Origin of the sequence: Candidatus Thiothrix putei (genome assembly GCA_029972225.1) — a bacterium.
In the GTDB taxonomy this organism is placed as follows: Bacteria; Pseudomonadota; Gammaproteobacteria; order Thiotrichales; family Thiotrichaceae; genus Thiothrix; species Thiothrix putei.
Map to the genome: position 1 here is coordinate 2,050,518 of CP124756.1, position 16,052 is coordinate 2,066,569.

Genomic DNA, 16,052 nt, shown 5'->3' on the forward strand with positions numbered 1-16,052 from the left:
CGGGATGCTTTTTACCACATTTTGCCTCTGACCTGATAAGGAAAATCGCATCCCGTCTTGATTAACAGGCTATGCACTTATGATACGAATTCGCCTGAGTACCTGCTTGGTACTCGCGCAAGTTATTGTAGGTATCCCCATCAGGGTCATCATTGGCATCAGCAGCATTATTTGGATCCAGACTGTACTGCCGCTCCCAATAGTCCGGCATACCATCATGGTCACTGTCAGTCATTACACTCCCCGTAACCGTTATCTGCATCGTTTCTAAGACAGTCAGCGTGTTATCCTGTGCATCCTTCGCGACAAAGGTCAGGGTATAAGAACCCTTATCGGCTGCACCTTCGGGAGGCTGCCAACTGAACCTTCCCATACCATTCCCCAAGTCGGTAAAGAAAGGCGTGCCCGGTAAAGCAGATAAGTCGACACTGAGTAATGCCTGCTCCAACGTGTTCTGATCCAACGCCTGTACCATGAATGTTAATACGCCCCCCTCTGTCACACTGCGGTCAGGGATGTCGATAAACGTTGGCGGGGTATTGGCAACAAAGGTGTAACTGACCATTTGTTCCAGACTGTCGGCCAGATCAGACCGGCGGGCAATCGCCTTGACCGTGGTGGTAACGCTTACCTCAAACGGTGCCACATAAAGTTGTGTCGCCGGGTTGTTATCCGGCTCCGGGGATGAACCATCCAGCGTGTAGTAAAGTGCTGCCCCTTCACTGGCAGAACTGATACTGACCATCACGGGTTCAGAAATGACCCCTTTCCCAGGTGTGATGACAGGTGCTGCTGCTGTTGCCAGATTGACATGACGGCGTAGCAAGATTGTATCCGCTTCGCTGGCGGTGTTGTCGGCAGCGAATACTGCCCCATCAATAGTCAGGATACCCACCGTTTCCTGTGCATGGACGGTTTCCGCATCCGCTGAGGATTCCTCTTCAAGCCGCAGGCTGGTAATGCCATCCTCAAGATTCACAGCGGCATCGGTGAGCGCAAATCCAGTGTGGCCTGTTACATAAGTTTTATCAGCAACTGAAAGGCGGCTGTTGACATAAGGTGAATAAACTGCCAAGTAGCCAACCCGTTCTTTTCCGTGATTTGTATTAGCTTCCTCTTCAAACAATGCTGCCTCAAAACCCTCAGCGGTCACACTGCGTGCTCTGACTGTCACCGGATCATTGTCATTCATGGTCTGAATGCTTAGCAGCACTTGGGGTGTTCCAGCGAAGCTCTGGAAAAATTTGCGGGGTGTCCAGCGCTCTTCACCGGCAACGTCAAACTGACCAACTTCCCAGATACTGCCATCGCTCATCACATGGCGACCAGCTTCCAACACCAGATAAGGTACAGATTCAAGTTCGTGCTTGTCGTCTTGGTAATTCCACTCTTGCAAACGTAGCTTAAAGCTGTCAGCAGCCACATTACGGATACGCACTAGGGCAGAATCGGCTTCATTATCCGTGGGTATCCCTGCAATGACCACCGGATTAGTAAAACCGGGCAGGTTAACGGTCTGCCAATCGCTGCCCAGCGCGGCATGACCTGTCAGGAAGCCTAGGTGTGCAGGGGTTTCTGGATCAGTGCCTTGGCGGAACTCATCCAGGTCACTGATGCCGTCACCGTCAAAATCGCCCGTTCCATCCCGATCCAGCGTGCCGAAATGTTCCAGTTCCCAGGCATCGTCCATGCCATCGCCATCGGTATCATTGCCAGGGTTTACCGTGATGAATGCCTTGCGGGTGGCTTGCAGTTCACCATCACTGGCGATGAAGGTAATTTCGTGCTTGCCTGCCTGACCCGTTGCCGGTGTCCAATCGAATACCGCCTTGCCATTGCCTTGATCTACGAACATAGCACCTGCGGGCAGGTTTGTGGCGCTCAGCAGCGGAGTCGCCCCATTCGGATCAGAAGCTTCCACTAGGAAGGAAATCTGTTTACTCTCATTGGTGGTTCGGTCAGGTATGAACTGCAATACCGGCGCTTGCGGCACATTAGCTTTCTCATCAAACACCAGCGTGTATTTGCCGGTGGAGTTGGCGTCAAACAGATTGAGGGAGTAGTCATACTCGCCGCCGCCTTTACGCTCCTTGGCGAACCAGACGTTATCCAGTGACAGTACCTTGCCATCGGAACGGATCGCGCTTTTCACCACCTTGCTGCCCACGAAGGGGTCTGTCAGCTTAATGTAGGTGAAACCATCACCCGCTGTTCCGGTCAGGGTATGGAATTGCTCAGTTCCCACCTGATTGCTGAAGTCAAGGCTGGCGGTGGCTGACCGGTCTGTAACCGCCGTATCGACATTATCCGATTCATAGACTTTGTAGGCGTTGTTGTCATTGGCCAGGAAGTCGCGCACGGCGTCACGCCCCGGTAGGTCGACCCGCACATCACGTACCAGGAAGTGTGCATTGGTTGCGGTAATCAGTGAAGTCAGTTTCCCGCCCAGCGCATCGGCATGGGTCAAGCTGGCATCGAATTTCGTGAATTCCCCTGCTAGGCTGGTCTGCATCAGCCAACGTCCGGTCGACGCTTTGCCGGAGGCAATATCGCCAAAATTGAGTAGCAGGCTGGGTTCGCTCGGCTGGTCATTCAGGGTGCTGCCAAGGATGCTGAAATCAATCAGTAGTCCTTGTTTGTTCTCAATGATTTTAGGCTGGGCGGATTCAATTTTGAGGCTTTGGGCTGTACCGCTGCCATTGTTTTGTACGCGCACGCCTAGGCTAAATGGTTCGGTTGCTTCAATGGTATCGGTTAACGGGTCGTCACCGGGGGTAAAGCGGGTCAGGAAATAGTCCAGCACAATGTTGGGCAGCGGTTTGACACGGATAAAATCTGGGGCGACCTGCACGACTTCGGGGCGACCAGCAACGGCATAGGATAACTCCGCACCCACATAGTACAGTTCGCCCAAGGCGCTACCAGCAGAAGCACCCGGTGCAGGTACGATTAGCCAGTGCATGTCAGCAACCGTTTGCGGTGCAATCGTACCGCCCTGCACAGAATCAATGCCATCCAGACTATCCACGCGGATAAAGAACTTCGCATTTGTCGCATTCGGGTCAGAAGTGGCAACCACTGGCCTGCCGTAACGATCCTGAAAATTGATTTTGACGGTAACATTCTCCAGCGGGATGGCAGCTAGCTCGTTATGCACTTTCATATTGGCGTCAAAGCCTTGGCGCTCCAGTGTCAGCTCCTGCTTGATCTCGATCTTCACCTCAGCACATACAGGCTCGGCAGCAAAAGCCTGCGGCAAGCCGGATACCACCAGCAGCAGTAGCACGAGTGAGAAGAATGCCTTGTCTATTTTCCCGATCATAGTTTTGCCTTAAGCCCAGTTGGTCTGTTACGACCAGCCTCTGTTTACCAATTTGTACCGTGCCTGACGGCCAGTTTCATCTTCCGAACGCCATCAACCTGATGGCTACCCCGTTTCCCACTCTTCCCACAGTTTTTTGCAGTAACCGCACTACGAAGCGCCATACAGCGCGATTCTTGGTGTTCCGTCACTGTTAAAATACTCCCGGAAATAATCGCTTGGTCACAGAGTTGCAGGCTTCCCCACAACCATCAACAGTAAACACCCAAACTAGCAGCTTTCCACTAGCATCGAAAAATGCAACCGCATACCTACCATACGAACCGTCTTTAAACACAAACCATGCAATAGTTGCAATGACCAAACTTACCAATAATTTATTCATATTCTTTTTTCTTTATTGTTTACTTTTAAAAAATCTATAATATTAACAACTTATATGGTATTTGCGTTCAGTTTATTAATTAATCTGAAATGGATTAATTAATAAACTGACTTAAATCAGTCGAGTCAACCCCTTGTGATTTCGTTATCATCCAAAATTACAATTGATCGTGATAAGCACTTATACCATCAAGAAGTAAAAAATCAGTAGTCAACATAATTTTTACTTTCCCTTCTTCAGTTTGTAAACCAATTGTTTTTCCAGCGGAGAAAACGCGAATACTACACCTGCATTGCGAGCACCATCCTTCAATTGAAAAATCATGAATGCCAACCGCCAAAAGCTTCAATTGAACGCGATTAAACCCAGATGCTTTCCACTTTTTAGGAGGTGACTTAGGGAATTCGGCTAAATCAAATCTAAGCAATACTCTTGACCCATCCCAGTGCAACACAACCTCATGTATATCAACCTGTTGTAAGGTCGGCAACTCATCGCCAAAAATAGCACGCAGCATCGCATCATCAGATAAAAAACTAATCCAATTTGTCATAATCAATCCTCACCATGAATAGTGATCTTGAGTACCCGGTACTGATCCGGTGCGGGTATTCTCTGGTGGCCTTACATTGAAGTGAGGTCCTTGATCTCCCACACCACCCTGACCAAACTGATGACCTGCCGAATGATCCTGAATAACAACTTTGCTTCCATCAGGGCGAGTATATGTATACTCACGAGTCATGATCGGCTTGCCGTTAGAACCAATAATAGCTTTACGGTTACTATCAGTCATTGGAACACGCTTAACTCCATCAGGATGCTGCATTCGTGGAATGCCCAAATCTGATTTCGCGGAATTTAGAGCACCACTTCTGCCTAGTTTACAGGTATTATGCACCCACAACTCTTGGTCTGAGACAGCGTAGGTGTGGAAGTCTGCTACTTCGAGGTTATACATCTCGATGGCAGAATCAATGCGTTCGCTGCCTTTCAGGGTTAAACGGTCACCTTTCAGGCTGACCAGTTGGTCTCCGGTTTGGAGTTCATCGGCGCGAATCCAGCCTTTGCCTTCTACGAAAAATGGGTGTTCGTCGGAGGTGGTGATGACCGTTTCACCGGAAACAGAGGCTACTGTCAGCAGCCGCACGTCAGAGTCGTGGGCTTCTACAAAGACGTGGCTGACCGGCTTGGCGGTGACCTCCCCGGTCTTTTCATCGCGGGCATAGACCAGATCACCTTCTTTCAAGCTGCTGATTTCCCGATAGCCTTCCGGGGTTGCGACGAGGGTGGAACCTTCAAAGCTACAGAATTTTTTCTCCAGCTTTTTTAATAGCTTAAATGGCTTGAAACCTGCCAGGACGGCTGATGTCAATGCATCCTCGTAGCAACCATACCAAAGCTGAGTGATCGTATTCACAATGTCAGCTATGAGAAAGTCGTAAATCTCATCAGCCACCATACCAGACAGACTACCGCTTCCTTGGGACAATCCCAGCGGATCAATCCAGTACAGCGGGTTTCCACCCACATAAGCGTAGGTATTGATGCCGCCCGCCAGACCAATCGGGTCAGAGGTGATGTACCTGCCAATCTCCGGGTCGTAGTAGCGGAAGTAGTTGTAGTGCAGCCCGGTTTCGGCATCATAGTATTGCCCCGCCAGCCGCAGGTTGTTGGTGATGGTTTTCGTGTTGACGGATGCTTGACCGAATGGGGTGTAACTGGCATCCCACAGCACTGTGCCGCTGGCAGTGACAACCTGTTGAGGGGTTCCCAGATGGTCATTCAGGTAGTAACCGGTATAGCCGTTCTGCTGGATATACAGCGGTGATGTGCCCCAAGTGCTGCCCGGCTTATAACCATAGCGGGTGGTAACATTGCCACTGGCGTCAAATTCGGCGACCAAACCTTCACTGGCATAGAAAAAGTAAGTGGTGTTGCCGTTGACGGTCTTGCTAATACGGCGACCGAAAGGGTCATACTGGTAACTGGCAATCGGGCTGCCATCGGCTGCCTTGACCTCACGCAAACGGTTTACATGGTCGTAGACGAAAGTTTTTTGCAAATTCAGCGTGGCATGGCTAATGCTGATCAGGCTGCCGTTGGCATCGTAACCATAGTTAAGGTCGCCTCGCCGAGTCAGGCGATCTTGCGCGTCGTAGTCCCAGCCCGGATTCTGATAATCATCGCGGCTGTCGCTGCTGCGGTTGCCAACAGCATCATAGCCAAGATTGACAGTCTCAGTGCTACCGTTATCCCCCGGCAGGGTATATTGGGTGAGCCGTTCCTTTGAGTCATACTCAAAATGGCGTTGCCCCGGTTTGCTGCCAGTCTGGATATTCTGTGCAGTGATATTATCAGCCGGGTCGTATTCATATTGGTAATCGAATAGCTTGGTTCCCGCGCCTTTGGAAACATTGATCTGGCGGGGACGTAGGTAGCCGTCATACTCCCTGCCTTGTTGGATGCCGCCCGGCAAGGTCACGGTTTTGGCTGCCAACCACTGGTTTTCATTGACCACAAAACTACCCTGACCGGGGATGCTGACGGTCTGTAGCTGGTTGTTGTTGTCGTAGCTGTAGGTGACGGTTATGCCATCCGGGCCGGTAAAGCTTTTCTTGAGGCCGTTGGGGTAATAGCTGTAAGCAGCCGTTTTACTGAAGCTGCCGTAGTTGGTAGTCCAACTGGTAAGGCGGTCTGCTGCATCATAGGTATAGCTACCAGAGGTGACACCATCGTCATAACGGGTGAGACGGTTAAGTACATCATAACCGTAAGTCACGGTCTTTCTGGCGTTGGCAATATCCGCGCTGTCGGCTTCATTGTCGAAATAACGGCTGGAGACTAAACGGTCATCGGCATCGTATTCGTAAGTGCTGACCTGCCCCTTGGCATCCACTTGCTTAATGACATTGCCATTAGCATCGTATGCGAGGCGGTATTCGCTGTTGTCAGGCAAAACTTCTTTGGTCAGTTCATCACGATTATTGTACTCATAGCGGCGTATCTGCTCGTTCCGGGCATTAGTGACTTTATTGAGGTTATGGTGGATGTCGTAACCATACTGGGTGCTTTGCTGCATCCGGTCTTCATGGCGGACTACCCGTTGGTGTACATCGTAGAACAGTTTGGAAACATGACCATTCGGGTCGGTAAACTGTGTCAGGTTACCTGCCAAATCATAACGGTAACTGCGGGTACGTGGTATTTCACCAGCCGCTTGGTCAGTTTCCCGTGTTATACGGTTAAGGCTATCGTACTCAAAGCTGGTGTTATAGCTAGGGTAATGGGCTTCGTTCAACAACCCCTTGTAAGGCTTGAGGTTGAGATAGCCATAGTCCCCGGTGATTGCATTGCCGTTACCGTCGATGGTTTTGAGTAAATGACCATCCAAGTCATACTCGGCTTTCAACACGGTTTTATTGGTTGGGTCAACGATACTGGTAATGTATCCCCTACTGTTGTAGCCAACTTTCAGGGTTTCACCCAAAGGATTACGGATTTCGGTCAAACGGTCACGAGCGTCGTAGGTCAGTACCATTTCTTGTTGCAGGGCGTCGATAAGCTTGACTAAGTTGCCCCTTCCATCGTATTCGTATGTGGCAATAGAGCCTAGCGGGGTAGTTAGCTTAGTCGTGTTGCCTGCATTGTTATAGGCAGATTGGGTGACATTACCACGCCCGTCAGTAATCTTGCGGGGATTCCCTTCCGCATCATAATCTTCGTAGCGGGTAACATAGCCTTCACCATCGGTGTAAGTGGTTTCGTTACCCTTGTCATCGTAAGTCCAATGCTCGACACGACCATCCGCATAAAGGATTTTGGTACCCTGACCGTACTGGTCGTATTCGTATTGCGTGACAATAGCCTCAGCAGTGCCTGCTGCTTCGGTCAGTTTCAGCAGATTACCAGTAGCATCATACTCGTATTGGGTCACACTGCCGTTTTCATCAGTAACAGAAGTTGGCAGGCTATATTGGGTGTTCCATGTGGTACTCCGTGTGCTGCCATCGGCATAGGTTTTCTGTACCACATTCTTGAAGCTATCTTTCTGGATAACCGTTTTATTGCCGTTTTCGTCAATGACGGTGTAGCTGTTGCCCGCAATCACCATCTTTTCCGCACTGCGACCATTGCGAATCAGTTCAAGCAATTCGCCCTGCTCATTGATACGGGTAACGATGAGTCCACCATCGCCATCTTGGACACCACGTACCCACTGTTTTTTCGCCTTGTTGTAAAGGTAGATATAACGGCGCAATTGCTCGCCATTGATCTTAATGGTGTGAATCACTGGGTCAACCCGATCTTCCGGGTTTAGTTGAGGTGCTTCAGAATCAGACTCAGTAACCGTAACTGATCCACCAGAAGAAGCAGTGGCTAAGCACTTCATCTTGACTTGCCAGTTCCCAGCTTCACCTTTCACCCAAGATTCAGCAACCCAGTCTACACATACCGTAGCATCGACAGTAACACCTCCGCCCCCCCCTTCACCGGGAAGCCCGCCATAGCCGATGTCAATAACCTGACCTTCCGGCCCGGTCTTTTTTGTCAGAAGAAAATAAGGGCCTACCGAATAGTTGTAAATCCAAGCTTGCCCAGTAACATCGGTAATCTTGGTTAAACGCCCGCCGAATACTACACCACGAGTTGAGGTCATAGGGGAAACAAGCGTCAGGGGAGTATATTCATAACCGACTTGACGCCCCGTATAATCCACCACCTTTTCCAGCCAGCCCGTGTCTGCATAGTAATGAAACGTCAAAACGGGGGTTTTAAAGTGGTCTAGCACCCTTTCGATGCGCCCCTTGGCATCACGGGTAAACGTTACCTGAACATTATTGCGGTCGCCGTACCCAAGACTGACACCATCATTGTTATAATCAAGCCAGTCACCGTGACGATTATGCCAACGGTAACCGTTTTCTGTTTTGGTGATGTAATTTCTTTCATCGTATACCCAAGTATCAGTTTCTCCCTGACGCACGTACTTATGCCGGTTACGTTTGAGGGTTTCGGGCAGAAGTGTTGCTTTGTCTTCGGGAAACTCAAGGACTAAGTTCGCCCAATTAGGGTTGAACTGAGTTACACCACCTGATAGGTAGCGGGTATGCTTGACGACTCCCCCCAGCACATTCACTTTAAGGTCAACAACTTCTTCTTCGTAGACCGCATTGTTATAGTCGCCGCCTGCCTTTTTTACTCTGCCGGTGGGACTCAATAAACGACTTGAACTGGCAGTAGCCCCACCAAAGCTCCATGATACTTCTGCTGCGGCTGCCGTCGTTGTAAATGCCGATGCTAACAACAGCATTAACAGCACATGGATTATCACACGGGATATTACTTGCATTTTAGTTAGCCCCATTTCCTGTTGCACCGCCACAGTCGTTGTTACCTCTACAGCGAATCATGCCCGACCCACTGTCAGACTCCTCAGTGGAGTACGAATAGCCGCCATACCCTCCATATCCCCCACCATAGAAACTCCAAGCACTACCACCATTGCCACCACTGCCAGCGGAACTGCTGCAATTGCCAGAACTGTGCGTTACACAATAGGGGCTACTGGTATTGCTTGTCTCTCCATTCGCACATTCTGAGGTTGCAGCAACTTCTCCGCATTGCTGATAAACCACACAACCGCCACCACTACCGGAACCATCCGGGGTAAACGACTGCTTCATCACAGCCCGGTACGGCACGGTGATGGACTGCTTAGCATCCAAGGTTTCAGGAATACCATCCAGCATTTCATAATCAAAAAACTGATCATCCTGCGGCATAGTTACTTTAAGATTATCGGCTCTAATTAAACCTTGGTTGGTAATCTTGAATTCACCATTGTAGACATCACCTTTTTCAAGATCAGGTAACGTTACGCTTACTGGGTTCACCACAACCACTGCTGCCGGAACATCAGTCTCATAAGTGGCTTCAAGCGTGATTTCATAATTGTCATGGAGGGTAATCTCATTGACTGACCACTCTACTGTAACCAGACGGTATTCAAGGAAAACCTCTTCAACGACAGTTGTACCCGGCTTGATCTGGATTTGCCCAGTCTTGTCTTGGTGTTTATCTGCGCTGATGCGGTACTGGTAAATTCCAGCCGGAACGTCTTGAAACAGGGCTTCTCCTGTGTTGTCCGTATTCAGGCTATTTTCAATACTGCCAACCTTTTCATTAATTAATTTAATTGATGCATTGCTAACACCTTGGATCAGATTGCCTTCCTTATCCCGTGTGGCGGTATAAATATCCGACACATTGAACGCTACACTGCCCTTGCCTGCCTGAGTCACCGTGATGGATAGCGGTATATTAACAGTCTGGAAATTGGCACTGGTTGCCCGCAAAATAAACTCATGAACACCCTCTGCTACCGTGTTGTTAGGTGATGCCTGTATCTGAGCGGTATATTTTTCCCCAACTGGCAAACTATCCAACGATACTGCCGAGATCAGCTTGATCCATGCAGGCACGGCACCACCACTTTTAGTAAGCAGGTTGAGCTGAAGTTTTTCCAGTGGAGCTAATCCAGCGTTTTTAATATCAATTTTCTCCGAGACGGAAGAATCAAACACAACCCCTGTTGTGAGGTGTGCAGGCTCAAATGCCAAGAATGGCTCAGCGTTGGAGAACGAGTAGTTGACCATCACAGATGCCAAAGGCTTACTGCCAGTAACCGCGCTGCGCAGAGCCAAAACAAGTGTGCCGGTATCGTTGGCAGTATCACTGCCTTGGATCGACACAGGCGTTGCCACCGTCTGACCGGATTGGATATCAGGTATATCGCCAATTGTCACCGTGACCCCCTTTGCCAATACCCCGCTGGGCTGATCGGCAGCTTTGTAGTCCAATACCAGTCCCGTTAGTGAGGTCGCATTGCCTGCCTTAAGTTCAAGCGGGATTTCTTTTATCAACCGGCGTGGTATACGCAGATCCAGAGTACTGTAGTTAAACAGAACCTTGCTAATGGCAAATTGCCCTTGCTGCGGACGTTCCAACATATCGGGATGGATCACTGAAACTTGATACTGACCAGATTCACTGGGCAAGGGAGAAAACTGGTAGGTAAAATTGCCACTTGCATCAGTGGTTACATTCGCGACCCGTTCAAACCCGTTGGCAGCAATCACCAGTTTTAACGGTGCTACAGATTCGGGTAACCCTGTGTACCGGTTGATAGCCCGACCGCCAATCTCAATGGGAACCTCACCAAAAGAGCTAGATGGACTGATATTTTTGATGTCACCGTAATAACTGGTATCCGAGAGTGATGTATCCCGCCGGGCTTGGAGATTGATATCCAGCGATACAGCATTCGCTTTGCCAACATCATGATGCAGCTTACTGATTTCAAGCTGGACTTTGACCGTGTTCGGCGATGCTGCCGGAACCAACATAGGGAACCATTGGGAGGTGAAGGTTGCCCCTGCTGGGATTTTTGCAATGCTGGTTCCATCTGACAACGTAACTATTTCTGCGCCAGAAAATTGGGCAAACGCTTGGCTAGACAGCACATTGCCATTCTGATCCAGCAATTTTACGGCTATGTCGGGTGAGGGGGTTTGTCCTCCGTTAAGTCCTGTCACTAGTTCAACTTGCACGTCAGATGAATTTTTTAGTGTAAATTGTATTTCACCACTTGCTCCACGGGTGAATGCCTTGGTTGCCAATGTCATGGTTAACGCGGTATCAGTAACAGTAATATCCTGGGAGTAGGCAATCTCCACACTGGATGTTTCATCCGGTTTAAGGCGAATGGTTTCAAGCAATGTTGACACCGGGTCAAGATCTGTATAGCCCGGCAGGATGACTTCAACAACTTGGCTTTCTCCCGGTGCAACCGAGAACGGCGCTGAGTGGGCAATATGATCCTTGACCTTGATTTCAAGTTCAGCCGCATCAACGGCGCTACTGCCTGTATTGTTTACTGTAAAAATCAGACGGTTAAGCAAACCGCGATTCAGTTTTACACCGTCATTCAGAGTCACGGACAACGATGGCAAAGTCAGGCTGCGCTTCAGGCTCTCTGCACCGTTGGAGTCATAGGCCACAATGCTATAAATACGTTCCCCCACAGTGTAACCGGAGTCGGTGTAACGGTTTGATAGGTGCTGATCCAGTTCGACCGGTTTTGGGGAGTCTGGTGATGTAACGGTTATTTTGTATCCATCGACTGATTCCGGCGATGCATGAAACCATGTCAGAACAGGTTGCTGCCCATCCGTCTGGGTAGTACTGAATCGAGTGACTGGCAGCAAGGCAAAATTGAGGTATACCGATACAGAAGGCTCAGATTCGTTTCCAGCTTCATCAACTGCCGTCACCGCGTAAGTGTGTGCATTTTGTGATGGAGCCATATCCAAAACACTAAACGCCTCAATATTATCCACAATGGGTATCAGACCCTCAACTGAGGTGATTTCAGCCAGATCAGAACGGTACAGGCGATAATGAACCTTACCAGCATCCGTTGACGCATCCCATCTGGTCATGATGCCCTGAGCGGTTAATTCCAACGTCAGATTCTGTGGTTGGCTTGGCGGCGTGGAGTCTACCGTTGCATTGACTACAGGGCTGATGGCACTGACTGATTCCTCACCGTTATGGGTGTAAATGCTGGCTATTGCATAGTGATAGTTACCGTCTACTGAAGTCTGGTCAACATAATTCGTCACATTTCCGCTGCGGATCAGTGGCGTCAATTCAGGTTCACCCGCTGCCACTCGGTATAGCTGGTAATCCGAAGCGCCTGGAACTACATCCCAACTCAAGGTAACTTTGCCACCCAGTTGAGAAATAGCCACCAAGTGCTGGGGGATTCCAAGCGGCGGTAATTTATCCTGATAGATTTGAAAAGCATTATCTGCCGCAATCTTGGAACCACTATTACCCAGAGTATCCGCTGTCTCAACGGTGAAACTGAGCGTGTCAACCCCCGACTGTCCTGTGCTGGCAGGGAGGGTAAAACTGGCTCGCCATTGTTTTTCCTGAACCTGTTCAATGTGGGTGATGGGAATCTTGGCATCACCGGTAGAACTCAACATCCAAGCAATGTTGGGCTGAGTCCCGGCTTTCACAGATTCGTCAAACTCAAATACAGCCGTGATTGTTTGGGGAGTTACCGCATTGTTTTTAATTGGTGTCCCCGGCGTTACCTTGATAGCAACAACCTTCGGAGCCATCGTATCAATAACGATGGATTTTCCCTGCGTGATTTGAGTACCCCGATTACCCAACAAATCGCTGGCTGAGAATACAGCATGCGCAGTTCCCGAAGGCGTTGCAGAGGTGATGTCAAAGGAACCCTTGTAATGCGTATCCGATACCTGCTTCAGTAAGATTGGAATGGGGGAACCCATTGTCGGAGTAATACTAAAAAATGGTGTATTTGCCACAGCCTCACTGAGTTCAACGTCAAGAGTCACCTTGCCAATGCCAAAACGTCCGCCTGTTTGATCCACTACCCCATCGGTCTGATAGTGAACAGCAAGCACTTTTGGCGCTGTTGAATCAACTGTTGCATATACTTCATTGGATGGGATACTTAAGGTGTCAAGCGCATTAATAGCAACAACCCGATAATAGTAATTCCCATCTATATCCGGCAGATCAGTATAAGTGTTGGAAGTCAGCACAGTAGGAGTGAGCTGGACAGCATCTGCCAAATCAGCAAAGCTGTTAGTTGCACGATACACCTGATAACCCGTGATCTTTGGCTCCGTATCCACGGTATTCCATTGCAGTTGGACTTCACCACTTTTATTGCTGACAAGGGAAAGTACTGGGGCTTCGGGAATCGTTGGATCAACCGTCACTGTCACGGCAGAGCTTGCTGGACTCTGTCCGGTTTTATTACTGGCGATAGCCGTAATGGTGTTTGTACCCTGGCTTAAAGGAATGTCTGCCTGGAAGGTTCCTGTTGCAGAAACCACAATGGCATCTGCCTTGCTGACACCATTGACCAGTATGCTGACTGTCACAGAGGGTTCAGCCGTTCCTGTTACTTTAACTTGTGTCTGATTGGTAACCAGGTCGTTTGCTGGTGTGGTCAAAACCGGAGCCGCTGGGGCAGCCAGTGTTAAGCTGAACGGGATATTCAATACCGTCACATTGTCAAATCTGTCGTAGGCCGTTATGGCAACCAAATGTGCCCCGTCAGCCAACGTGCCAACGTGTAGCGGAAATACAAAACCATCACTGGAATTGGTATCTATTGCCAGACTGTTTCCATCCAAAGCCAGTTCCATTCGCACCGCATCAGACGTCGTTACGGAAATGTCACCGGATTGGCTGATGACCGTGTTATCCACAAAGGCTTCACCGCTGTAAATAACCGATGAAATACTGGGTCCTTCATTGTCAATGGCGATGGTATGCGCAGCACTGGCGGTACTTTCTGTTCCCAGAGACGTTACCAGCTTTGCAGTCAGTGTCCCGCCCGGCGATGGGATGTTCACTATCTGCTGGAAAGTACCATAACTGCCAACCGCTACAGCCCCGCCCAACGGACTGTTATCCAGGAACAACCTGACTGTATTGGTTTGACCCTCCCCACCAATATCGACAGGATTGGTAGCCACATTATCGTCGACAGTGATAAGCGCCTTGAGTTTATAAAGGGCTGTTCCCATGACCTGAATATCAGAGTGACCCAGTTCGCTTCCATCTGCTGGTTGTTCGATAACAGGGCTTTCCGGCGTGAGAAAATCAACAACAAGGTTAATGGTTTTAGAGATACGGTTGCCATAATAATCATGAACGGTAACGGTCAGTACATGATCTCCTGCTGTCATTGACACATAATCCAAAGCAACCTGATAACGCTCCTGAGACAGTTGTGTTGCAGTCAAAGCCTTGTCATCCAGCAAAAAGTCAACGGATTTGATACCCGTATTATCAGTAGCATTGACAACCAGTGTGCCTAAACGTATTTCTGCATGGTCAGAAATGCTTGTAATCGTAGGAGGTTGGTTATCCCCCCCCCCTGCAATGGGTGATAATAAATAATCACTGGAATTCACATGTGGCAGTGCATAAGTGTCTTCATAGTCGTAAATCTTTGCCCGGATTGCCGCCTCATCCGTGGTGCCCCACCAGTTCTCACGGGCATTCAGATCCACTTGAGCAAGGTTGGGGTAGTAATACCAGCGGTACGGGTAATAGTTGTAACTGCCGTTGTCGTGGATTGCGTTGCCATTGATAACCGGAAAGGGGACTTCGGCAGCGGTTGCCTTGTAGTTGGCGTCGTTCCAGATGCCGATGCTGCTGTTATGGACAATGCGGTTGCCATTGTTCACCAGTGGGTTGGAGTGGCCTGCCAAAGCTAGTCCATAAGCGCATTGGGTCAACAGGTTACCCTGAACGGTTGGGCTGGCATCCACCAATTGAAGGCAGACCGTGCCACCGGTGTAGCCGGTGTTGTCGATGACGTTGTTAGCCAACAGGCCATCCGTACCGGTCAGCAGTAACCCGTAACCGCTGAACTTGCCAAAGCGGCTGTGGCGGATGGTGACGCTGCCGTTCTGGAAATCCATGCTGGTGTATTCGCTGGCCTGCACATGCTCAAGGCTGACAGTGGCTCCGGCTTCGGCCTTGATACCTTCCCAATCGCCCGCCTGATTATCCGTATCCGCACTGCCGAGTACGACCGGGGAGGACGCACTGCCCTGCATCACTAGGTGACCACCTGCCTGAACCGTGATTCCTGCACCGCTGGCGAACAGCAATTTGCTCCCCGCTGGCACAGTCAGGGTCTTGTTTGCCGGAACGGTGACGGTCTCGCTGACATAGTAGGGGTGTTCCGCCGTCAAGGTGGTATTGGCAGCCAACGTACCGTTTAGCGGGGTCAATGGCGCAGGCTCAGCCTCCGCTGATGACAAGTAATTGCCAAAATCCACGTTTGGCAGTGAATTTCCCGCATCCTCATAATCGTAAATCTTGTTGCGGATTTCCAGCTCATCCGTAGTCCCCCACCAGTTCTCACGGGCATTCAGATCCACTTGAGCAAGGTTGGGGTAGTAATACCAGCGGTACGGGTAATAGTTGTAACTGCCGTTGTCGTGGATTGCGTTGCCATTGATAACCGGAAAGGGGACTTCGGCAGCGGTTGCCTTGTAGTTGGCGTCGTTCCAGATGCCGATGCTGCTGTTATGGACAATGCGGTTGCCATTGTTCACCAGTGGGTTGGAGTGGCCTGCCAAAGCTAGTCCATAAGCGCATTGGGTCAACAGGTTACCCTGAACGGTTGGGCTGGCATCCACCAATTGAAGGCAGACCGTGCCACCGGTGTAGCCGGTGTTGTCGATGACGTTGTTGTAACTGTTCACGGAACAG

At 49.8% G+C, this 16,052-nt stretch carries 5 protein-coding genes; all 5 read right to left on the reverse strand.

The features are described from left to right. Window positions 1-61: 61 nt before the first annotated feature. The 5 genes from QJT81_10570 to QJT81_10590 all read right to left on the reverse strand — a co-directional run bounded on the left by QJT81_10570 (window position 62) and on the right by QJT81_10590 (window position 16,045). Complete coding sequence (locus tag QJT81_10570; protein WGZ96374.1) at window positions 62-3,322, reverse strand: chitobiase/beta-hexosaminidase C-terminal domain-containing protein; 3,261 nt, start codon at window positions 3,320-3,322, stop codon at window positions 62-64. Window positions 3,323-3,515: 193 nt separating this feature from the next. After that, window positions 3,516-3,707, reverse strand: a complete 192-nt coding sequence (locus QJT81_10575; GenBank protein ID WGZ96375.1) for a hypothetical protein — start codon at window positions 3,705-3,707, stop codon at window positions 3,516-3,518. Between the two features lie 157 nt (window positions 3,708-3,864). Next, the gene (locus QJT81_10580) at window positions 3,865-4,260 is read right to left on the reverse strand and encodes an Imm50 family immunity protein (GenBank protein ID WGZ96376.1); all 396 of its coding nucleotides are present in this window, start codon (window positions 4,258-4,260) and stop codon (window positions 3,865-3,867) included. 9 nt (window positions 4,261-4,269) lie between these two features. Beyond that, a complete protein-coding gene (locus tag QJT81_10585; GenBank protein ID WGZ96377.1) occupies window positions 4,270-9,060 on the reverse strand; it encodes a polymorphic toxin-type HINT domain-containing protein in 4,791 nt (1,596 codons plus the stop codon). Between the two features lies 1 nt (window position 9,061). Continuing rightward, the gene (locus tag QJT81_10590) at window positions 9,062-16,045 is read right to left on the reverse strand and encodes a right-handed parallel beta-helix repeat-containing protein (protein ID WGZ96378.1); all 6,984 of its coding nucleotides are present in this window, start codon (window positions 16,043-16,045) and stop codon (window positions 9,062-9,064) included. Window positions 16,046-16,052: the final 7 nt, after the last annotated feature.

Coding starts and splice junctions, on each gene's coding strand:
- QJT81_10570 (WGZ96374.1), bottom strand. CDS start 3,322: ATGATCGGGAAAATAGACAAGGCATTCTTCTCACTCGTGCTACTGCTG.
- QJT81_10575 (WGZ96375.1), bottom strand. CDS start 3,707: ATGAATAAATTATTGGTAAGTTTGGTCATTGCAACTATTGCATGGTTT.
- QJT81_10580 (WGZ96376.1), bottom strand. CDS start 4,260: ATGACAAATTGGATTAGTTTTTTATCTGATGATGCGATGCTGCGTGCT.
- QJT81_10585 (WGZ96377.1), bottom strand. CDS start 9,060: ATGCAAGTAATATCCCGTGTGATAATCCATGTGCTGTTAATGCTGTTG.